Origin of the sequence: Actinospica robiniae DSM 44927 (assembly GCF_000504285.1) — a bacterium.
Taxonomy (GTDB): Bacteria; Actinomycetota; Actinomycetes; order Streptomycetales; family Catenulisporaceae; genus Actinospica; species Actinospica robiniae.
This window is the reverse complement of sequence record NZ_KI632511.1, coordinates 9,026,711-9,047,055: the sequence shown is the minus strand read 5'-3', so window position 1 is coordinate 9,047,055 and position 20,345 is coordinate 9,026,711. Positions and strand designations below refer to the sequence as shown.

General features: G+C 71.0%; 20 protein-coding genes. 9 read left to right on the top strand and 11 right to left on the bottom strand.

The annotated features are described in order from the left end of the window. Positions 1-5: 5 nt before the first annotated feature. Together ACTRO_RS38890 and ACTRO_RS44550 are read right to left on the bottom strand one after the other, a co-directional pair. Complete coding sequence (locus ACTRO_RS38890; RefSeq protein WP_034271373.1) at positions 6-266, bottom strand: LuxR C-terminal-related transcriptional regulator; 261 nt, start codon at positions 264-266, stop codon at positions 6-8. A 13-nt stretch (positions 267-279) separates the two neighbouring features. Then, a complete protein-coding gene (locus ACTRO_RS44550) occupies positions 280-1,170 on the bottom strand; it encodes an MvdC/MvdD family ATP grasp protein (protein ID WP_157436690.1) in 891 nt (296 codons plus the stop codon). A 206-nt stretch (positions 1,171-1,376) separates the two neighbouring features. Between ACTRO_RS44550 and ACTRO_RS38880 the strand changes: the two genes are divergently transcribed. The 5 genes from ACTRO_RS38880 to ACTRO_RS38860 all read left to right on the top strand — a co-directional run bounded on the left by ACTRO_RS38880 (position 1,377) and on the right by ACTRO_RS38860 (position 7,379). Beyond that, a complete protein-coding gene (locus tag ACTRO_RS38880) occupies positions 1,377-2,321 on the top strand; it encodes an ABC transporter ATP-binding protein (protein ID WP_051452065.1) in 945 nt (314 codons plus the stop codon). 4 nt (positions 2,322-2,325) lie between these two features. Beyond that, the gene (locus tag ACTRO_RS38875; RefSeq protein ID WP_034271371.1) at positions 2,326-3,135 is read left to right on the top strand and encodes an ABC transporter permease; all 810 of its coding nucleotides are present in this window, start codon (positions 2,326-2,328) and stop codon (positions 3,133-3,135) included. After that, positions 3,135-4,313, top strand: coding sequence for a YcaO-like family protein (locus ACTRO_RS38870; RefSeq protein ID WP_084316863.1), 1,179 nt, complete (start codon positions 3,135-3,137; stop codon positions 4,311-4,313). Before ACTRO_RS38875 ends, ACTRO_RS38870 begins: the two co-directional genes overlap by 1 nt. Beyond that, positions 4,314-5,657, top strand: a complete 1,344-nt coding sequence (locus ACTRO_RS44545) for a TfuA-like protein (RefSeq protein WP_051452064.1) — start codon at positions 4,314-4,316, stop codon at positions 5,655-5,657. 330 nt (positions 5,658-5,987) lie between these two features. Continuing rightward, the gene (locus tag ACTRO_RS38860; RefSeq protein ID WP_034271368.1) at positions 5,988-7,379 is read left to right on the top strand and encodes a helix-turn-helix domain-containing protein; all 1,392 of its coding nucleotides are present in this window, start codon (positions 5,988-5,990) and stop codon (positions 7,377-7,379) included. 32 nt (positions 7,380-7,411) lie between these two features. Here the strand turns inward: ACTRO_RS38860 and ACTRO_RS38855 are convergent, their stop codons facing one another. After that, positions 7,412-8,911 (bottom strand): carboxylesterase/lipase family protein, encoded by a 1,500-nt coding sequence (locus ACTRO_RS38855; RefSeq protein WP_051452063.1) that lies wholly within the window; start codon positions 8,909-8,911, stop codon positions 7,412-7,414. A gap of 118 nt (positions 8,912-9,029) precedes the next feature. On the opposite strand from ACTRO_RS38855, the gene ACTRO_RS38850 reads away from it, so the two are divergent. Continuing rightward, positions 9,030-9,818: an Fpg/Nei family DNA glycosylase gene (locus ACTRO_RS38850; protein WP_034271365.1), complete on the top strand. Its 789-nt coding sequence runs from the start codon at positions 9,030-9,032 to the stop codon at positions 9,816-9,818. Positions 9,819-9,840: 22 nt separating this feature from the next. Here ACTRO_RS38850 and ACTRO_RS38845 read toward each other — a convergent pair whose 3' ends face one another. From ACTRO_RS38845 to ACTRO_RS38830, 4 genes are all read right to left on the bottom strand, one after another. After that, positions 9,841-10,113: a metal-sensitive transcriptional regulator gene (locus ACTRO_RS38845; protein WP_034271362.1), complete on the bottom strand. Its 273-nt coding sequence runs from the start codon at positions 10,111-10,113 to the stop codon at positions 9,841-9,843. A 91-nt stretch (positions 10,114-10,204) separates the two neighbouring features. Further along, positions 10,205-10,588, bottom strand: a complete 384-nt coding sequence (gene trxA, locus ACTRO_RS38840; RefSeq protein ID WP_034271359.1) for a thioredoxin — start codon at positions 10,586-10,588, stop codon at positions 10,205-10,207. 73 nt (positions 10,589-10,661) lie between these two features. Continuing rightward, complete coding sequence (locus ACTRO_RS38835) at positions 10,662-11,060, bottom strand: DUF302 domain-containing protein (protein ID WP_034271356.1); 399 nt, start codon at positions 11,058-11,060, stop codon at positions 10,662-10,664. A gap of 132 nt (positions 11,061-11,192) precedes the next feature. Beyond that, entirely contained in the window at positions 11,193-12,239 is a 1,047-nt protein-coding gene (locus ACTRO_RS38830) for an Lrp/AsnC family transcriptional regulator (RefSeq protein WP_034271354.1), read from the bottom strand. Between the two features lie 121 nt (positions 12,240-12,360). Between ACTRO_RS38830 and ACTRO_RS38825 the strand changes: the two genes are divergently transcribed. Together ACTRO_RS38825 and ACTRO_RS38820 are read left to right on the top strand one after the other, a co-directional pair. Continuing rightward, positions 12,361-13,827: a type III PLP-dependent enzyme domain-containing protein gene (locus tag ACTRO_RS38825; protein ID WP_245594615.1), complete on the top strand. Its 1,467-nt coding sequence runs from the start codon at positions 12,361-12,363 to the stop codon at positions 13,825-13,827. Then, a complete protein-coding gene (locus ACTRO_RS38820; protein WP_034271352.1) occupies positions 13,820-15,385 on the top strand; it encodes an N-acyl-D-amino-acid deacylase family protein in 1,566 nt (521 codons plus the stop codon). Before ACTRO_RS38825 ends, ACTRO_RS38820 begins: the two co-directional genes overlap by 8 nt. 40 nt (positions 15,386-15,425) lie before the next feature. Here ACTRO_RS38820 and ACTRO_RS38815 read toward each other — a convergent pair whose 3' ends face one another. Next, on the bottom strand, positions 15,426-16,391 hold the full coding sequence (locus tag ACTRO_RS38815; protein ID WP_084316861.1) for a class I SAM-dependent methyltransferase: 966 nt from the start codon (positions 16,389-16,391) through the stop codon (positions 15,426-15,428). Positions 16,392-16,585: 194 nt separating this feature from the next. On the opposite strand from ACTRO_RS38815, the gene ACTRO_RS38810 reads away from it, so the two are divergent. Further along, positions 16,586-17,200, top strand: coding sequence for a TetR/AcrR family transcriptional regulator (locus ACTRO_RS38810; RefSeq protein WP_034278713.1), 615 nt, complete (start codon positions 16,586-16,588; stop codon positions 17,198-17,200). Here the strand turns inward: ACTRO_RS38810 and ACTRO_RS44540 are convergent. From ACTRO_RS44540 to ACTRO_RS38795, 3 genes are all read right to left on the bottom strand, one after another. Further along, positions 17,172-18,131, bottom strand: a complete 960-nt coding sequence (locus ACTRO_RS44540; protein ID WP_051452062.1) for a GntR family transcriptional regulator — start codon at positions 18,129-18,131, stop codon at positions 17,172-17,174. The genes ACTRO_RS38810 and ACTRO_RS44540 overlap by 29 nt on opposite strands. Before the next feature lie 157 nt (positions 18,132-18,288). Then, positions 18,289-19,224: a metal ABC transporter solute-binding protein, Zn/Mn family gene (locus ACTRO_RS38800; protein ID WP_034271349.1), complete on the bottom strand. Its 936-nt coding sequence runs from the start codon at positions 19,222-19,224 to the stop codon at positions 18,289-18,291. A gap of 20 nt (positions 19,225-19,244) precedes the next feature. Continuing rightward, positions 19,245-20,282, bottom strand: coding sequence for an FKBP-type peptidyl-prolyl cis-trans isomerase (locus ACTRO_RS38795; RefSeq protein ID WP_084316860.1), 1,038 nt, complete (start codon positions 20,280-20,282; stop codon positions 19,245-19,247). Positions 20,283-20,345 lie beyond the last annotated feature (63 nt).

Genomic DNA, 20,345 nt, shown 5'->3' with positions numbered 1-20,345 from the left:
CGCTCTCACCTCTCCGCGGGGGCGTGCGGCTCGTAGGGCGGCGGCCAGATGCCGACGGGCAGCAGGCAGTGCACGTAGCAGTAGGCGACCAGCGCGGCCCGGTTGCTGCACTCGAACCGGCCGAGCAGGATGCTGATCTCCTCGCCCACGGTGTGCCGGCTCAGCCGCAGCTCCCGGGCGGCACGGTCGGTGGTGTAGCCGCGGGCGATCATCGCCACCAGCTGCGCCTCGCGGGCGGAGATGCGTCCACCGAACTTCACGGCCATCGGCGCGCGCTCCTCACGATCCACTGCGGACATACAACTCACGCACCATCACCGCCGCCAGGAACGACACGTCCGACCGGCCCGTTTTACGTTCGTACCAACGCCAATCGCCGTCCGCGTTGGCTTCGAGGAACCACGGCGAGCCGTCATCTTCGATCAGCAGGTCGAAGGCTCCGTAGCGCAGACCCCAGGTGGCGCACAGCCTGCGCACGGCGCGCTCGGCTTCGGGCGGGCACGACACCCATTCCACTTTCACCCCATCCGGGTCCGTCCAGATCTGGCCGGGCTGGTCCGCGTGCACCTCGAACGCGCACAAGGCCTCGTTGAGGTGGTAGACGCGCAGTTCCCGAGCCCCGGCCAGGTGTTCCTGCACGACCACGGGCCGTTCGACGCGCGGGTGAGCGAGTGCGGCGTCGCGATCGAGAACTACCGGAGCGAGCGCCGGCCAGCGTTCGCGATCGGCCGTGTAGAGCCGGAAGTCAGGAGACTTGACGATGATCCGCGGAGCATTGAGTCGGCTCGCGGCGGCAGCGACGTCCGTCGCCAACACCGTTCGTGGGACACGGAATCCGTGGCGCTCAGCGTCACGCAGCTGGGCGATGCCGTCCGGAGCCGGGCCGGGCAACGTCTCCGGAGTCACAGCCGCGAGCTGCTTGAAGAAACGGGACCACGCCTGCGCCTTGAGCGGGTGGCTGCGGGCGGCGAGCGCACCGATGCCACAGAGCCGGATCCAGGAGACGACGGGTCGCAGGATTCTTCCTTCGATCTCGAGGACACCGCGGCTCACGTCGAGTGCGAACGCACCGGCAGCGAGATCTGCCGGTCCGAGCAGCAGCGTGGGTGTGCCGAGCGGCGCGAGCAGCCGCGCCACGGCGGCCGTTTCCCCGCCGCCGACGCCGTCCACCAGGACGACGACGGGCGCCGCGTCCTCGACCCGTCCGGATTCGATATCGCCCACACAGCGCATGCTAACGACGCGGTTCGCGGCCCGGAGGGCAGATCGGCGGCAGCATGGCGGCAGTTTCAGCCGGCCCGGTCCGGTGCCGCGGGTGTTGCCGTACGGTCCAAAAGGGCAAGTGCGATCCGCGTCAACCGGTGAAGGGAGGTATCGTGCCGACCGATGTGGTGACCGCGGTGGACCTGGTCAAACGCTATAAGGGCAAGAAGACGCCCGCCGTGGACGGCATTTCTTTCGATATCGCACAAGGCGAGACGGTCGGGCTGCTCGGCCCGAACGGGGCCGGCAAGACCACCCTGATCAAGATGGTCTGCGGGGTGACTCCCCCCACCACCGGGCGGTTGCAGGTTTACGGAGCCGATCCGGTGCGCGACCCGGTGGCGGCCAAGTCCGCGGTCGGCGCGATGCATCAGGTGGCGCCGTTCGACGAGATGCTGACGGTCAGCGACAACCTCAAGATCGCGGCCCGGTTCCGCGGGCTGCGCTGGCGCTCGGCCCAGCCCTGGGTCGAGGAGATCGCCGAGCACCTCGGGCTCGCCGACGAGATCTTCACGCGGCTGGCGTTCCAGTGCTCCGGCGGCCAGCGCCAGCGGCTGCAGCTGGTACGGGCCCTGATGACCATTCCCAAGCTGTTGATCCTGGACGAGCCCTCGGCCGGTCTCGACGTCTCCGGCCGCCACCAGGTGGAGCGGTTCGTGCGCTGGCTGCGCGGGGAATTCGGCGTGACCGTGCTGTGGACCTCGCATCTGATGGACGAGATCGAGCGCAACTGCCAGCGCGTCATGGTGATCAACAACGGCAAGGTGCTGCGTTTCGCGCAGACCCGCGAGCTGGTGCGGGAGTACAGCAGCGGCCACCTCCAGGTCGAGCTCGAGGACCAGGTCGGAGCGAAGGCCGTGCAGGCATGGGCCGAGGCCGCGGGGTATGCGGCCGAGTCCGAGGACAACGTGGTGCGCATCGACGGGAAGCAGACCAAGGACGTGCTGACCGACCTGGCCCGGCACTGCCAGGACACCGGCGTGGCCATCTCAGGGGTCTACAACATCACCGATTCGCTGGAGCAGGTCTTCCTGCGCATGACCGAGGACGCGGAGTAGCCCGGTGGCCGAACTGACCTTCACTCACACCCCGCCCACCGTCTCCGCGCACGCGGCCGACCTCAAGGCCGTGCTCTACCGCGAGTACGCGCTGCTGGCGCGCAACCGGGTGAACCTGATCCTGGGCCTGACGCCGATGCTGGTGTACTTGCTGCTGGTCAACACGTCTCTCGGCAACGTCGTCAACACCGTCCAGTACCGCGGCGTGCAGCTGCGCTTCGCCGTCTTCCTGATGCCGATGGTGCTCGCGATGTCGGTCGTCAGCGCCTCGGGGACGACGTCGATGGCGTTGTTCCAGGAGGAGATGAGCGGCGTCGCGACGCAGCTGTGGTCCTATCCGTTGCGCCGCTCCCGGTTCCTGCTCGGCAAGCTCGGCGCGGGCGTGACGCTGGTGGTCTCGCAGTCCGTGGTGGCGCTGATCGTGGGCGCCCTGCTGTTCTCGTACCCGCTCAGCCTCGAGCACTGGATCGCGTTGATCGTCGCGCTGCTGCTCGCGTCGATCGCGTGCAATGGGTTGTACCTGGCGGCCGCCATCTCGACCCAGGACTACCGCACCTTCATGGTGCTGACCTCGGTCTCCATGCCGGTGCTGGTCTTCGCCGCGCCATCGCTCTCCACATCGCAGCAGTTGCCCATGGTGCTGCGCTGGATCAGCTACGTCAATCCCGTGACATACGCGGTGGACGGCATGCGCGACGCGGCGTACTTCGGCTTCGGGACGGCCTGGCCGAGCCTGGTCGTGCTGGCCGCGCTCGCGCTGGTGGGCAACGGCTTGGCCAGCCGCGGCCTGATCCGGCGAACCGAGAACCTGTGATGACGCCGGACGCTCCCGCGCCCTCGCTGGAATGGCTCGCCACTGCCCAGGACAAGGCCAAACTCCGGCTGCCCGGCACCTACCGGGCCAAGCCGCCCGAGGCGACCTCCGCGTTGGCGCGCCGGGCCGCCGCACGGGTCGGGGTGACCCGGCTGGCCGACGTCACCCGGCTCGACACGATCGGCATCCCCACCTATCAGGCGATCCGGCCGACGGCCAGAACCGTCGCGGTCTCGCAGGGCAAGGGGGCGACGGCCGAGCTGGCCAAGCTCTCCGCGCTCATGGAGTCGATCGAGCTCTGGCATGCCGAGCAGCCGCCGAACCCGGTGGTAAGGGCTTCGGCGCGGGAGCTCGACGGCAGCCTCGGCTATCCGGTCGACGCGCTCGCCCTCGCGTTGCCGAGCCTGTGGCACGACGCGCTCGAGCTGGACTGGGTGGGCGCGCGATCGCTGGCCGACGGTATGCCGACACTGGTGCCGGCCGACGTCGTCGGGCTGTCGATGGAGCTGCGCGACGACTGGCACGCGCCCGGGTTCTTCGCCTCCACCAACGGTCTCGCGAGTGGTAACACCTTGGTCGAGGCCACCTTGCACGCCCTGTACGAGGTGATCGAGCGCGATGCGAGCACAGCCGCGCTCCGCGACGGCGGGGACCTGGGCGTCCCGGTCGATCCGCGCAGCCTCGGCTCGCCGATGATCGAAGGGCTTTGCGATCAGGTCGAGCGGGCCCGGGTGCATCTGGCGGTGAGGCTGTTGCCGACCGCCACCGGCATGCCCTGCTTCCTGGCCTGGATGTGCGACGACGACTACCCGACCGAGATGTTCGGCTTCGGCTGCCATCTGAACCCTGAAATAGCCCTGAGCCGGGCGATCACCGAGGCCGCGCAGACCCGGCTGACCTACATCGCGGGGGCCCGCGACGATCTCGACGGCACGGCCGGAAGCGAGCTGCCGCCGGCACACCGGCCCCGTCCGACCGCCCTGGCCGGTATCAAAGAGCTGATCAGCGAGCCGGTCGAGCACGCCAGCCTGCTCGAAGACCTCGCCCACGCGGTGATGTGCACGGCCGCGGCTTTCGGCCGGCATCCGCTGGTGGTGGATCTGAGCCATGAGGAGATCGGCGTGCCGGTGGTCAAGGTGATCGTGCCGGGGGCTCGAATCAGCCCGGAGGTGCTGTAGATGGGACGCCGCGTGGTGGTCTACACCGGGCCCACCCTGTCCGCCGACGAGGTCGTCGCCGCGTTGCCCAGGGCGGTGGTGCGCCCGCCGGCAGCGCGTGGAGATCTGCTGGCCGAGGACTGGCGGCGCGGCGACACGGCTCTGGTGATCGACGGCTACTTCCGCGAACGGCGCTCGGTGGGCCACAAGGAGTTCCTGTGGCTGATCAACCAGGGCGTACATGTGGTGGGCGCGGCGAGCATGGGCGCACTGCGAGCGGCCGAACTGGTGCCGTACGGCATGCGCGGCCTCGGCGGCGTCTTCGCTATGTACGTCTCTGCCGAGATCGACGGCGACGACGAGGTGGGCGTCTTGCACGGCCCCGCCGAGCTCGGCTATCCCCCGCAGACCGTAGCCCTGGTGAGTCTGCGCTACGGCAGCCGGCACGGGGCTGCCGAAGGGGCCTTCTCGGCCGAATCCGGCTATCGGGTGGTGCAGGCGGCCCAACAGCTGCCGTTCACCGCCCGCAGTTGGGACGAGATCGAGGCGAGCCTCGGCCCGGAGGATCTGGATACGCTCAATATCCTGCGACGCGGAATCGACTCAGGAGACTGGGATCTCAAGCGACGCGATGCGTTGCAGGCTCTCGTCGAAGTAGGCCGTCCGCACCCTGACGACCAGGCTCGTGCGCTTCGGCCGCGACCGATCGATCCCGGCGCGCTGACCGGCATCAACCAGAATCGGCTGCTGGGAAGGCGATCGAGCGGATCTGATCAGGGCCCGAAGGTATCCGACCTCGATGTCCTGGATGCAGCTCGGCTCTTCGGCGAGGACTACCCGGCACTGCACGAGGACGCGCTGGGTGAGCTGCTCGACAAACTGGCGAAGAGCAGGGGCCTGACGCCGACCGCGTATGCACGGGCCAAACTCGGCTGCGACGGCGAACTCCCGCTGCCGGCGGCTCTCGCCTCGTGGTTGACGCCCGAGGAGATGGCCGAGGCCGACCCGGACAGGCGGCTGCGCCTCGTGATGATCCGGGTGTGGCCGACCTGGGCCTCGTTGGACTGGCGGCCCACGGTGCTCGACCGGCTTCGGGAGACAGGAGCGCGGGCCGCCTGGGAGCAGACGGTGGTGCGGGCCGACGATGCCGCGCTGGCCGCCGGATACCGGGTCAAGGTGCCCCCGCCGACCGTGTGCGGCTCGCTCTTTCTGCGGCACTGGCGCCGGCCGGGCGCGCCCGTCGAGACCCAGGTGGAACTCGCCCGGCGGGGCTTCCACCGCGTCGAGGACCTGGGCCGGGCCGTGCGCCGCTTCTTCGTCTACGACCTCGAGCGAGGGCGCGCGGGAGTCCGTCCCACCGGCTGAACCGGCGCGTGCGCGGGCGCATCACAGCTCGTCAGAACCACCCTGGCCACCCGGCGCTTACGGCAGATGACAGAACGCATAATCAGGGTACTGTGCTTGGTGGAGCACGCGGCCCGGTGTCGACGGCCGGTGGGGCGCGGCCGCTCCGGGGGCGAACGGTGGATCTCGGCAGGCGGAAGGAGGGCGAGCGTGCGCGAACGCCCCACGGGCTGAGCAAAACTCCGGTCTCCGTTCCGGCGCCGCCCACGCGCCGGCCGGGACGCGAGCCGCCTCTCCCCCACCCACCCAGCGGGCGTCGGCCGCCACGTCGCGCCCGGAGAGAGAGTCATCGTGCCCGACTCCGCCCTCTCGCCCCGCCCCCATGCCGTCATCCGCACCCCGTCCGCCCCGCCCGGCGCCGAGGAGGAAAGCGGCTTCGCCGAGCTGCTCCGGTCCATCCGGGTGCGCTCGGGCCTGACCCAGAAGGCGCTGGCCGATCAGTCCACGATCAGCCCGCGCGCGATCCGCGACCTCGAGTCCGGCCGGGCGCACGCCCGGGTGCAGACGGTGCAGCTGCTCGCCGACGGACTCAGGCTGCAGGGCCTGGTGCGGGAGCTGTTCATCCACGCTGGACTGCGCGGCCGGCGTCGTCCGGCGCAGCCGGAGCTGGGCCTGGCCGCGCCGCGCCCGGTGAACGCGATCCTCGGCCGGGACACCGAGATCAGGGTCATGATCGACGTGCTCGAATCCGGCCGGCGCCGGATGGTCTCGCTCTCCGGGCTGCCCGGCGTGGGCAAGACCCGGGTGGCCTCCGAGATCGCGGCACGGCTCGCCTCACGGCGCGGCTGGCCGGTGCTGTGGATCGGCGCGGCCGCCCGCACCCCGGACGGGCACGGCGCCTCGAGCCCGCTGCTGCGCTCACTGCGGCTGCTGCTCGAATCCGGGGCCGAGGACGTCTCGCAGGTCTGCCGGCTCATCGGCCGTCACGAGGCGCTGATCGTCTTCGACGGCGCGGCCGACACGCACGTGCCGGCAGGCTTGGAGGACCTGCTCGCCTACTGCCCCAACGTGCGCGTGATCAGCACCTCGCGCGCGCCCTGGCAGATGACGGGCGTCCAGTCCGCCGTGATCGCGCCGCTTCCGGTGCCCGCCGCAGCGTACTGCTGTGTTCCGGCGGCCGAGCTGTGCACCGGCCTGGCCTCGATGCGGCTGCTGATGGAGCGGCTGACGGAGGTCCGGCCCGGATTCACGTTGGACTCGGCCGACGCCGCGGCGGCGGCGCTGCTGTGCCGTCGACTCGACGGCCTGCCCGCCGCGCTGGAGGCTGTCGCAGGGTTCTTCCGCGTGTTCACGCTGCGGCAGATCGCCCGGGCGTCCTCCGCCGACCTGCTCGGCCTGGCCGTGCCCAGCCGCGATCCGGCCGTCCCCGCAGCCACGCTCGGCGGTCTGCTCGCCTCGAGCCTCGACGCACTCGGCGAGCGCAGGCTGGCGGTACTGCGCGAGCTCGTCCGTCCGAACCCCGGGTGGAACGTGGGCGATCTGGCCATCGCCGTGGGCCGACCGCAGCACGAGATCGTCGAGGACCTCAGCGTCCTGATCAGTCGCGGCCTGGTGCACGCCCCCACTGGCGAGTCCGACGCCGAGCTGCGCGTGCCGAACCTGTTGCGCGCCGTCCTCGGCGATCCGGAGCCTCCGCCGGCGCACGCTGCCGCACCGAGTCCGGCCGAGTACGCCTGGCATTGAAGCCCATCGGTTTCGCAGAGGCCTCAGTCCGCTCAGTCCCGGATGCCCTCCCACATCCGCCGCTCCTCGGCCCGGGGGTCGGTGGCCACGGCCGATTCGAGGTCGAACATCATCGTCGAGCGGGAGTGCACGTCGTACGCGGACCAGCCCGGATCGCCATCCCGGGCGAAGGCGAGCCAGGCCGAATGCATGGCGTCCGCGAGCTTGCGCGGCCGGTCGGAGCCGAGCAGCGCGTGGAAGCCGTCGTCGCCGAGATTGTCGAAGACGAAGGGCAATTCGGCCCCGTGGCAGGCCCCGATTTTGCCGTCGAAGGCAGATGGCTGCCAGGTGAATTCGTACACGTAAACCGATCCGGCCCGCCGGCGCGCGTACGCCTCGGCCAGTCGCAGGGCCGGAATACGGTAGATCCAGTCCGTCACCAGCCTCGCGTGCAGCTCCCCCGGAATCGAGGCGGACCGGCTCGTACGGTAGACGTCGAACGCGTGGTCCGGGTCCAGCCCGTAGCGCGCCGCCGTGGTGCGCGCGACCGCCTCCGGCATCACGTCGAACAACCCGGTCGGCACGGTGAACAGGCGGAATTCGTCGAGATTGCAGCCGATCAGCACCTGCACATCCACCCCATCACCCCGCGCGATCACCGCCGCCGGGTCCTCCGGCAGGATCTCGCCGTCGACCACGGGTTCGAACGGCAGCATCGTGGCGACGGTCCGCCCCCACTTCTCCGGATCGGGGTCGCTCCACAGCAGCGCGCGCAGATCCGGCTGCGCGGCCAGCATCCGGTCTATCGGCATCGCCTCGAACGCCGCGCGGGTGGCCTCGATCCCGAGTATCTCGGCGAAGCGGGCCGTGACCAGCCGCGCCGAGGCCACGTCATGGTTCTGATGGGCGGCGCCGCTCTGCAGCACGGCTCGGCGGAAGAGCCCGGCCGCGGCCGGGGTGGCCAGCAGCGTGCCGATGCTCATCGCGCCGGCCGACTCGCCGAACACGGTGACGTTGCCCGGATCCCCGCCGAAGGCCGCGATGTTCTCCCGCACCCAGGTCAGGGCACTGATCTGGTCGAGCAGTCCCATGTTGACCGGCCCGTCGCCGAGATACAGGTAGCCCGGCGCGCCGAGCCGGTAGTTGAAAGTGACCAGCACGACCCCGTCCCGGGCGAACGCCGATCCGTCATAGCAGGGCAGTGAGCCGGACCCGTTGAGGAATCCGCCGCCGTGCAGCCAGACCAGGACCGGCGCGCTCCCGTGCAACTCGCGGGTCCAGATGTTGAGATTGAGGCTCTCGTCTCCCGGGATGTCCACCTCGGGCAGCAGCCGGTCGTACGGCGGCCGGTACGGCGCCTTGGCCACCGTCGGACCGTAGCAGACCCCGTCGAAGGCGCCGGGTCGACGCCGGGCCGGCCTCGGCGGCCGCAGATGATCGCGCCCGACCGGCGGCGCGGCGTACGGAACTCCCTTGAACGCGGCGACACCGTCGGCGGACCTGATCCCGCGCACGGTGCCCTCGCTGGTGGTGACCGCTACCACCAGGGCCATGGGCGAAGCCTTCCTGCTCGGCGAAGACGGGCAAGAACCATCCCTTCCAAACTAGCGGCGAGACCGGTGAGACTTCGGGTTTTCCCCTACCCGGCGGTGCGGATGGGAAGATGGCGCCATGCCCGAAGGAGACACGGTCTGGCAGGCCGCGCACCGCCTGCACCGGGCGCTGGCGGGCCGCGCGCTGATCCGCACCGACCTGCGAGTGCCCAAGCTCGCGACCGTCGACCTGCGCGGCCACACCGTCGAGAACGTCCAGGCCCGCGGGAAGCACCTGCTCACCCGGTTCGACCACGGCTGGACGCTGCACTCCCACCTGCGGATGGAAGGCGCCTGGCTCGTCTTCGCGGCCGGTCAGGCCTGGCGCGGCGGCCCCGCCCACCAGATCCGCGCGATCCTGGAGAACGAGGACTGCGCCGCCGTCGGCTACCGCCTGCCCGTACTCGAACTCATGCGCACCGCCGACGAGCACCGCGCCGTCGGCCACCTCGGCCCCGACCTGCTCGGCGAGGACTGGGACCCGGCGGAGGCGATGCGCCGTCTCAGCCGCGCCCCCGGCCGGCAGATCGGCGAAGCGCTGCTCGACCAGGCGAACCTCGCCGGAGTCGGCAACGTCTACAAATCCGAGCTGTGCTTCCTCGCCGGCGTCGACCCTTGGACCCCGGTCGGAGCGGTGCCCGACCTGCCGCGGATGGTCGGGCAGGCGCGACGGTTGTTGGAGTTCAACAAAGAGCGAACGGTCCGGGTGACCACCGGAGACACCCGTCCCGGCCGCAACCTGTGGGTCTACGGCCGCAAGCGCGGAACCTGCCTGCGCTGCGGTACGCCCGTGCGGTACGCGGACCAGGGACCGGCCGGCCAGGAACGGATCACCTACTGGTGCCCGTCGTGCCAGAAGGCCGGCTGAGCACAGCCGGCCTCGCGCGGGTTCAGGCCAGCGTCAGGAACAGCTTCTCGATCTGCGCGCGGTCGCGCGCGGCCTGCTCCGACCCCGCTTCTTCACTGCGCAGGCACTGCTCGAGCCCTGTCGCGACGATCCTGAAGCCGGCCCGGTCGAGGGCGCGGGAGGCGGCGGCGAGCTGCGTGACCACGTCTTCGCAGTCGCGGCCGTCCTCGATCATCTGGATCACCCCGCCGATCTGGCCTTGAGCGCGACGCAGGCGGCGCACCACGTCGTCGAGGTCGTCCGGGTCAATCCGCACGGCCGACTCCTTCGGCCATTCGGGTGAACGGCTCGGCGACCGGGCGGTTCGGCGCCTGACGGTGTGCCTCGTCCCAATCGAGGCCGTCCATCTACTCGGCGCCCTCGTCCGACTTCGACTCCGCGATCTGCCGGCGTACGTCCTCCATGTCCAGCTCGCGGGCCTTGGTGATCAGCTCGTCCAGGGCCGCCTCGGGCAGCGCGCCGGGCCGGGCGTACAGGATGATCCCGTCGCGCACGACGATCAGCGTCGGAATGGAGCTGATCTCGAAGGCGACCGCGAGCTCCGGCTGGGCCTCGGTGTCCACCTTGCCGAACAGGGCGTCCGGGTACTTGGCGGCGGCCTTGTCGAAGATCGGCGCGAACTGCCGGCATGGACCGCACCACGACGCCCAGAAGTCCAGCAGCACCAAGCCCTCACTGCTGCTGACCGTCTCGTCGAAGTTCTCCGTGGTCAGCTCGACGGGTCGAGCCATGGCCGTGTCACTCATGCTTTCCTCCTTCGGGTGTGTCATACCCCGCGGGGTATAACCGGCGATGCCCCCGCGGTCATTCCCCGGCGCCGGCGACCAGGCCCGCCAGCGCCGCCGAGAGGCGCTCGCCCGCCTCGTCGGCGATCGGGGCGAACTCGGCCCGGCCGGTGACCCCGGTCAGGATGCGCGGGTCGAGCGCCTCGACCAGCACGTCCGCCCCGTCCACCCAGACCGCGACGTTGCACGGCAGCAGCAGCCCGACCTCCCGCTCGATCGAGAGCGCGCGGTGCGCGAGCTCGGGGCTGCAGGCGCCGAGGATGAGGTAGGGCTCCATCTTCTCGCCGAGCTTCTCCGCCAGCGTCGCCCGCATGTCGATCTCGGTCAGCACGCCGAAGCCCTGCTCGCCCAGCTCCGCGCGTACCCGCTCGACCGCCTGCTCGAACCCGTCCGCCTTGCCGACCAGCCGCACGCCCATGCCGTAGGTCGTTGCCACCTCGACCGCCTCCTGGTTGGTGATTCCTCCAAGCTTGTCCCGATTCTAGGGGTATGAGCACGCGCAATCGGGGCGCGCGCCGCGCCCAGTACCCGCCCGATCGCCGTTCACCGGCTACCCGGCGGCTCCCGTGTCCGCCGCGCCGAGCGGCCAGCCCTCCTCCGCTCGGCCGACGGCCCGGCCTGCGCCGTCGAGCAGCCGTCCCATCTGACGCAGCGTGCGCAGACAGACGGACCGGTCGACGATCGTGAGCCCCGGCATCCGCTCGGCCAGGGCGGCCTCGAAACGCGGCAGGTCACCGAGCGTGGGCAGCCAGAGCATGAGCAGCAGGTTTTCGGGGCCGGCCAGTGCGCAGCACATGCGCGTCTCGCGGAGCACGGCCAGCTGACGGGCCGTCGCATCGAGCCGTTCCGGGGCCGCGCGCAGGCGGAGGACGGCGGTGACCGGCGTGCCGGACACGGACTGCGCCACCTCGCAGCGCAGCCGAACCAACTGGTTGACCAGCAGACGGCTGATCCGCCGCCGAGCGGAGGCCTCGCTGATTCCGGCGCGAAGCGCCACGCGGCTGGCCGGCATACGGCCGTCCTCGTGCAGGAGAGCGAAGAGCCGCCGGTCTACGTCATCGGTGCGCACATGGCGCCGGTCGGGCTGGGCGGACGGCCGTGCGGTGGATTCGAGCGCGCTGCGCTGTGCCGGGGTGAGCGTATGCAGCCGCCAACCGCTCGGTTCCCGATACCCGGCCGTGCGGACGTGAGCGCGGTACGAGGCGATCCCGTCGGTCCCGGCGAGCCGCGCGCTCAGGTAAACGGCCACGTCAGCCGGTTCGGCGACGGCGATGACGACGAGCAGCTCGTACTCCGAGGCGAGTTGGTGCAGGTAGCGGACTTCCGGATGGCCGTTGAGCGCTGCGGCGACGTCCTCGAGCCGGCCCGGTCGGCACGCGACGTCTATATAGACCATGCAGAACTCGCCGTGGGCCAGCGGCCCGGCCACACAGGTGACCCAGGCCAGCCCTGACGTCTCCAGCCGCTCCCAACGCCGTGCCGCGGTGACCGGGTCCACGTTCAGGGCCGCGCCCACCGCGCTCCACGACGCCCGGGGCGCCACCTGGAGCGCGTTGATGAGGGACAGGTCGAGCTCATCGACGAAATCCTGCGTCACAGAAACTCATCTCATCAGACTTTGACGGATTCCTGCAACCAGGATGCCTTCTCAAACGTGCTTGTCGATAGTGGGCGTGAGGTGAGAAAACACGGCGCCGTTCGGTCAGTCAGGGGGCACGATGAGCAGCGGGATCAAGATCCAGTCGGCGATGGAGGCGTCAGCGGCGGCGGAATCGCCGTCTGCGGCGGCATCGGCGGCGGAGTCGCGCCGTGTCGCGGGGGCGGCGGAGCGCTCGCTCGCCGCGCGCAAGGCGGCGGCGGTGCGCGCGGCCGCGGCGCAGGGCCTGGTCACGGACGTCTCGCCGGTCGTCGGCTTCGTCGACCTGGCCGGGATCGCCGCGTCGCAGGCCGAGCTGAAGCGGGCCTTCGAGGTCACCTCGGCGCCCGTCCTGCACACCTTCGCGGCGAAGGCGTCGAGCCTCGTCCCGGTCCTGCGCCTGTTCGCCGAGGCGGGGATGGGGTGCGAGGCGGCGAGTCCCGGCGAGTTGGCGCAGGCCCTGGCGGCAGGCTTTTCGCCCGAGCACATCGTGCTCGATTCGCCGACCAAGACCAGGTCAGAGCTGCGCGACGCGCTGCGGCTGGGCGTCGCCGTGAACGCGGACAACTTCGCCGAACTCGAGCGCATCCACGCCCTTCTGGCCGAGCTCGGCCTCTCCGAGGCCATACGATCCCGCGCGGCCCTCGGGTTGCGCATCAATCCCCAGGTCGGGGCCGGGTCGATCGAGGCGATGAGCACCGCGTCGGCGCGTTCCAAGTTCGGCGTGCCGCTGCGGGACGAAGGCGGGCGGCAGGCGGTCCTCGCCGCTTTCGATCGCTATCCCTGGCTCAGCCGCCTGCACGTGCACGTCGGTTCGCAGGGCTGCCCGCTCGAGCTCATCGCGGCCGGAGTCCGGCAGGTCTACGAGCTCGCCGAGCAGATAAACGCCTCGGCCGCGACACGCCGCGTCATCAGCATCGACATCGGCGGCGGCCTGCCGGTGAACTTCGCCGACGACCGCGTCTCGCCGACCTTCGCCGAGTACGTCGAGACCTTGCGCCGCACCGTGCCAGGGCTCTTCGACGGCCGATACGCGCTGGTGACCGAGTTCGGCCGCGCGCTGAGCGCGAAGAACGGCTTCACCCTGGCACGCGTCGAGTACGCCAAACAGGTGGCGGACCGGCGAGTCGCGCTCACTCACGCCGGCGCCCAGGTCGCCACCCGGACCGTGTTCATGCCGGAGTCCTGGCCGCTGCGCGTCAGTCCGCACGCGCCCGACGGCGAGCCGAAGCACGGCCCGGCGTGCGAGCAGGACATCGCAGGGCCCTGCTGCTTCGCCGGCGACCTGGTCGCCGCCGGGCGGGAGTTGGCCCGGCTCGATGAGGGCGACCTCGTCGTCCTGCACGACACCGGCGGCTACTTCTTCACCGCCACCTGGACCTACAACAGCCTGCCGCGCCCGGCCGTGTACGGCTTCGAGGTCGCGGCGGACGGAAGCGTGCGCTTCAGCCTGCTGCGCCGGCGCCAGACCCTCGAAGAGCTCGTCGCCGAGGCCGGTGGCGACCCCGCGTCCGTGTACGCCCTCACCTCGGAGCACCCCCTTGCCTGAGCACCACCACGCGCGCGGCCATCGGTATGACATCCTGATCATCGGCGGCACGGTCGTCGACGGCACCGGCGCCGAGGCCCGCAGAGCCGACGTCGGCGTGTCCGGGGACTGCATCGCCTTCCTCGGCAGCGCGTCGAGCGAGGCGCGCGCCGCAGCAGACAGGACGATCGACGCCGACGGGCTCGTCGTCGCGCCCGGTTTCATCGACCTGCATACGCACGTGGATTACACCATCGAGTCCGTCCCCGGCGCGCACGCGTGCGTACGGCAGGGTGTGACGACAGCCGTCACCGGCAACTGCGGCACCTCGTCGTTTCCGGCGCCCGCGTTCGGCGTCGACTTCGCCGCGTACGCCGCGCGCGTCGAGGCGAGCGAGCCCGCCGTGAACCTCGCCTGCCTGGTCGGCCACGGCAGCCTGCGCACCGCCGTCATCGGCGCGGACCGCCGCGCCGCCACCGAGGAGGAAACGCGCCGCATGGCCGAACTCCTCGAGGTGGCCGCGCAACAAGGCGCCTTCGGCTTGTCCACCGGCCTGATCTACGCTCCGGGATCCTTCGCCGACACCGGCGAGGTGGCCGCCCTGGCGGACGTCGCCCGAGCCAATGGCCTGCTTTACTCCACCCACATGCGCAACGAGGGAGACGGCCTGCTCGACGCCCTCGACGAAGCGCTCGACGTCGCGCGGCGTACCGGCGTGCGGCTTCAGCTCTCGCACCTCAAGGCGATGGGGCCGCCGAACCACGGCAAGGTCGCCGCAGCACTCGCCCGCATCGACGAGGCGCGCGCCGCAGGCCTCGACGTCGCCTGCGACGTCTATCCCTACACCGCCTCGTCGACCCTGCTCACCTCGCGCCTGCCGGATTGGGCGATGGACGGCGGCAACGTCCGGCTGCTCCAACGGCTCGAGGACCCTGACACGAGGCATCGAATAGCCGCGGACCTCGAAGCCGGCCGAGACTGGCCGTTCCTGCCGGACGCGACCGTGCTGGCGGGCATGCCACCCGGCCGCTACGCCGACCTCGTCGGCCACAGCCTGCGCGACGTGGCCGCGCGCACCGGCAGCAGCGCGGCCGAGGCGATGCTCGACGTGCTGTACGAGCACCAAGCGCAGGTGTGGATCATCAACCACGCCATGGCCGAGGCCGACGTGCGCGAGGTCCTGCGCCACCCCGCCTCCGCCATAGGCAGCGACGGCTGGGAGCTGACGACGGACTGCGAAGGCAGCCCGCACCCGCGCCACTTCGGCACGTTCGCCCGCATCCTCGAGACGTACTGCCGCAACGCAGCGGTGCTGACCCTGCCGGAGGCGATCCGCAAGATGACCTCGCTGCCCGCCGAGCGCCTCGGCCTCGAAGACCGCGGCGTCCTCGCACCCGGCCGGATCGCCGACATCACGGTCTTCGACCCCGAACACGTCGCGGACACGGCCACCTACCTCGCGCCCAAGTCGTACGCGCTGGGCACGAAAGCGGTGCTGGTCAACGGAATACCCGTACTGATGGAGGGAGAACAGACCACAGCCAGACCCGGCCGCGTCCTGCGCAAGCCCCGCCCCTGACGACGAACCTCGCGGCGCCAACCGCCCAAGAAGGCCGCCTTCAGCCGACCCGGACCGCCGTGATCGCCACCGTCGTGTACGGCATCGTGAGCTCCCCGCCGAGCGCGTCGATCGCCTCCCCGAGCCCGTCGACGAGCGCCGCCAGCTTGTCCGGCGGCATCACGTTGCTGTTGCCGAACGTCGGCACCTGATCAAGCCAGGCGTCGCGGCTGTAGACGTGCTCCCAGGTGAACCGCCAATCCTCCGGTTCGGCAAAGGCGTCGTCGGCGCGGATCGACTCGGTCGCCTTCAGGAGGATCGGCGCGTAGCCGTCGATGACCGGCCGGGTCCACGAGAAGCCCGCGTGTTCCGGCAGGATCCGGTGATAGACCTCGTCGAACGCGGCGGCCACCTCGGGCGTGGGCTGGAAGAGGTTCCAGAACACGGCCAGGCGCCCGCCCGGTCGAAGCGCCTCGGCCGCCTTGGCGACGGACGCTGCCGGCTCGAGCCAGTGCCAGGCCTGCCCGGAGACCGCCACGTCGAACGTGCGGCCGGCCGGATCCCAGCTCTCGAACGCAGCGACCTCGGCCTCGACGCCGCTCTGTCGCGCGAGCTCCACCATCCGCGCGTCCACGTCGACCCCGAGGACCCGACAATTCAGAGCGAGCAACTGCCGCGCGACGATCCCCGTCCCGCAGCCGACGTCGAGCACGTCCAACCCGTCGTCACGTCCGAGACCGGAAACGCGACCCGCACCAGCGGCGTTCGCGGAGCCGGTGCCGGTGCCGCCGGCGAGCACGCGCTCGAGCAGCGCGACCGGATACCGCGGTCGCGCCCGGTCGTATCGCTGTGCGTCGCCTCCGAACGACTCGGCGACCTCGCGGGCTTTATGCGGATCGGGTCCAGTAGTCCGCTTCGCGTCCGAGGCCACATCTCCGGCGGGAGCTTCTGCTTCCGGCGGAGATCCGGCCGTGGCTTCGGTCGCGGCTTCCTGCAGCTGCGTACTCTGCTCGCCCGGTTTCGACATGCCTGATACCTCGCCGTCCTGAAGTGGCTTCGATGCCCGCTGCGTCCCGCGACCGTTCCGGCCGTTCCGACCGTTCCCACCGGCCTGGATCCATGCCGACGACGGCCCCCGCGCCGGTATAATGGGCATGCGCCCACACTAATGGGCGGTCGCCCACTCGGCAACCGCCCCGCGACCGAAAGGCGATGCGACCCGTGCCCACTGGCGTGGCTTTGCGCGACCCGAAGGACCTGCTCTTCGCGGCGGCTGAGCGAGTCCTGCTGCGCGACGGGCCTACGGGGCTGACCAGCCGCGCCGTCACGGCGGAGGCGGGGTGCGCCAAGGGGGTGCTGCACCGCTACTTCGCGGACTTCGACGCGTTCCTCGCCGAGCTCGTGCGCGGGCGCGCGGAGCAGGTCACCGCTCGGTCGGCGCTGCTGCTGGAGGTCGCCGGGCTCGGATCTCCGGTGGTGCACCTGACCGGTGCGCTGTTCGACCTCTTCGACCCGGTCGCGGTCGGGATCGTCGGGCTGATCATCTTCCGCGACGAGCTTCGCGTGCGGCTGCGCGAGACGTGGCCGCGGGGCGTGCCGATCTTGGCCGAGGGGCGGGCGATGATCGTCGGCTACTTGGGCGCCGAGCGGGCTCGGGGGCGGATCGCCGCCGACGCCGACTTGGAGACCATCGCGCTGATGCTCATCGGCAGTGCGCACCTGCTCTTCGCCGGCGCGGGCGTCGATGCGCCGCCGAGCCGCGCCGAGGTGCGCGAAGTCGTCGCCGCGGCGCTCGCCGGCGCTGGGTCTACAGACTCAGGATCGGCTTTCGGCTGACGTGCGCCACCTCGAAACGGTCGGCCGGCGCGTGGACGACAGTGGCTTCCAGCGGGTGGCCGGCCGGGTCGAACATCGTGCGGGTGACTACCAGGAGCGGGACTCCCGTCTCCATCTCCAGTTCCTCCCGCTCGCGGACGCCCGGCATACGGGCCTTGACGCTCGCACTGAAGGTGACGGGCCCGTGTTCGCGCTTCAGCTCCTCGAAGACCGCCACACCGTCCTCGCTCTCGGGCCGCGAGCCGTGGTCAGGATTCCGTCCGTCCGCGAACGGTTCTGACTTCGGCCTCTCCCTGAAGATGCCGAACAGGCTCGTGGGCGCGAACGAGCTGAGGGCGATGACGAATCCGTTCGCCTGGTGGCGCCAACGCTGGTCGCGCAGCACGATCGGCTGCTTCGGGCCTAGTCCCAGTGTCGCCGCCTGGACGCTGTTGCAGCCGACGATGCGGGCGCCGCGGACCTGCGTACTTCCGCTGCGCCTCGGCAAGTACGCCTGCTGAGACAGCCGCGTCTGCTGCTGCGCGGGTGCTGGCCCGGTCCCCGGACCTGGCGCGGGCCCCGAAGCAGGCCCCGGCCCCGGCCCCGACACGGGCGCCAGCAGCCGCGACGGCCAGACGGGCGTCCAGCCGCGGCGGACCGGCTCGTACGCCGCCTCCAGCAGATCTTCGTGCTCGACCTCGTCGCCGATCACGATGGCGCGCTTGTCCGGCAGCACCCGGACGAAGGTGCCCCGGCCCCGCGCCGCGCTGACCAGGCCCTCGCGGCCGAGTTCGACCAGCGCTCGGCGGACGGTCGAGCGCGAGGCCTGCAGCTGACCGGCCAGCGCCGTCTCGCCCGGCAGCTTGGCGCCCTCCGGGTACTCACCGGAGACGATCTTGAGTCGGAGCACGTCGACGATTCCGAAGGGGCGTGGGGCTTCCGGCGGCGGCATGACGGCTCCTCGCGTGTGTTCGACGGATCGGTGTTCGGGCAGACGTGGAGGGCTGACGGCGCGCGGGGCTGTTCCCCTCGCGCACCGCAGCCCTCCGCCGGCCGGAGCCCGGCGCGTGTGCGGCTAGCCCGCCGGGTCCGGCTCACGTCTCCAGCCTCTAGCCCTGAGCCAGTGCCTGACTCACCGACTGGAGCTGGCTGGCCTGCCACTCCTGGTAGCTCGTGCCGGCCGGTTCCGGGTACGCGCTGAGCGCGACCACCGGGATCTGGTCGACGCCGGCCTGCTTGAGGATCGCCTGGCTGGTCGCCCCGGGATCCTCGGCATCGCAGAGCAGGATCCTGCCGCCGCTCTGGGCCAGCAGCGCCGCCGACTTCGGCTGCACGGCCTTGAGCCCGAGCTGCGCGGCGAGCTCCGCGCCCACCTGGTCACAGGTGGCCACCACCATGCCGGAGTACTTCTGCTTGAGTCCGCTGAGCGTCTGCTCGTCGGCGGTGACGGCGTTCGCCTCGAACTCGGTCTCCTGCTGCTGGAAGTACGCCTGCTTGTTCGGCCGCAGCTGCACGAAGTCCTGTTCGATCTGGCGGGCTGCGGTCTGCACGTAAGCCGGGTCGTACCACAGGTACGGGTTCTGCCCCGGGGTCACCCCGACCTGGTTGGCCACGTTGACCTCCAGCCGGTTGATGCCCGCGTTGGAACTCAGCGTCTGACTCACCCACGGGTCCAGGCCCGCGCCGTTGAGGATCACCAGCTGCGCCGCCTGCAGCGCCTTGGAGTCGGCGGCGGTCGGCTGGAACGCGGCGGCCTGCTCGGCCGTGCCGGCCACCCCGCCCTTGCCGTCCACGCCGAGGATGCTGGTGATCTGGACCTCGTCGCCGCCGATCTGCTTGGCGATGTCGCCCCACACGGTCTCCGCCGCGACGACCTGGATCTGCGTGCCGGCGTCGGTCGCGCCAGGCTGCTGCGCGGACGCGCACGCCGAGGCGGACGCGGCCAGAACGCAGCAGGAGGCTGCGACGGCGGCCAGACGGCGTGCACTCGCGCGACGCGACAGGGCACGGCGGCCGAGGCCGGCCGGTTCGGGTGACTGGGACATGACGCTCCTCTCCCCCGCGCTCACGCCGTCTGCGGCATGTAGGCGTCGATCACGTCGACGACGAACACGAGGGTGTCGTTGTTATTGATGTACGGGGGTTCGGCCTGATTGCCGTAGGCGAGGTCGGGTGGGATGACCATCAGGATCCTGCTTCCTACCTTGACGCCGCCGAGGGCCTCCTCCATGCCGGGCAGCACCTCGTTCGCGCCGAGCACGAAGGTATCCGGGGTCTTATTCGCGTAGGTGGAGTCGAAGACCTGGCCGGAACGCCAGACCACGCCGCAGTACTGCACCACCACGGTCTGGCCGGAGACCAGCTTCGCACCGGCGCCCTGCACCAGGGTCTTGACGGTCAGCTTCTTCGGCGGCGAGGTCTTGGCCGGAATGGTGATCTTCGGCCCGGCGGTGGCGCCCTGCTCGACCACCTTCGGCAGCGTGGTGCCGGGGTCGTAGGCTATCGGGGCGCCCTGTGCGGCAGCCTGCTCGGGCACGGAGCTGAGCACGTCGAACACGAACACGAGGGTGTCGCCGCCGGCGATGTTGAGCTGGGAGTAGCCGTTCTTGCCGAAGCCGTCGGCCGGCGGGACCACCATCATCACCCGGCTGCCGACCCGCTCGCCGGCCAGCTGCTTCCAGGCCGGCATCACACCGCCGGTGGCCAGCGGGACGGACTGCGGCTGGCGGTTGGTGTAGCTGTCGAAGACCTCGCGGTCCCCGGCCCACACCTTGCCCTCCACGTAGACCAGGGCCAGGTCGGCGGAGTCGACCACCGGGCCGGTGCCCTGGATCAGGGTACGGATGACCAGGCCGGTGGGCGGAGTGCCGGTGGGCATGGAGATGGCCGGATCGGACAGGTACGCGCCGGTGACCTTCGGCAGCGATTCATCCGAGTTGTCCGAGCTGCAGCCGGCCGCGGCGGCGCCGAGGACCAGCACCATCAGCAGGGAACAGAGCCAGCTCAGCGGGCCGGAGCCTGGAAAGCGGGCGAGGCGTGGCGCACGTGCGGCTCTTGCGACGCCCGCGCGGGGAGATGAGCGCGGGGAGATGAGCGGGTGCATCGGGTTATTCCACCGTCCTTGGAGCGATCGCCTGGGGTGGTGCGGGCCGCGCGGGAGAGCTGC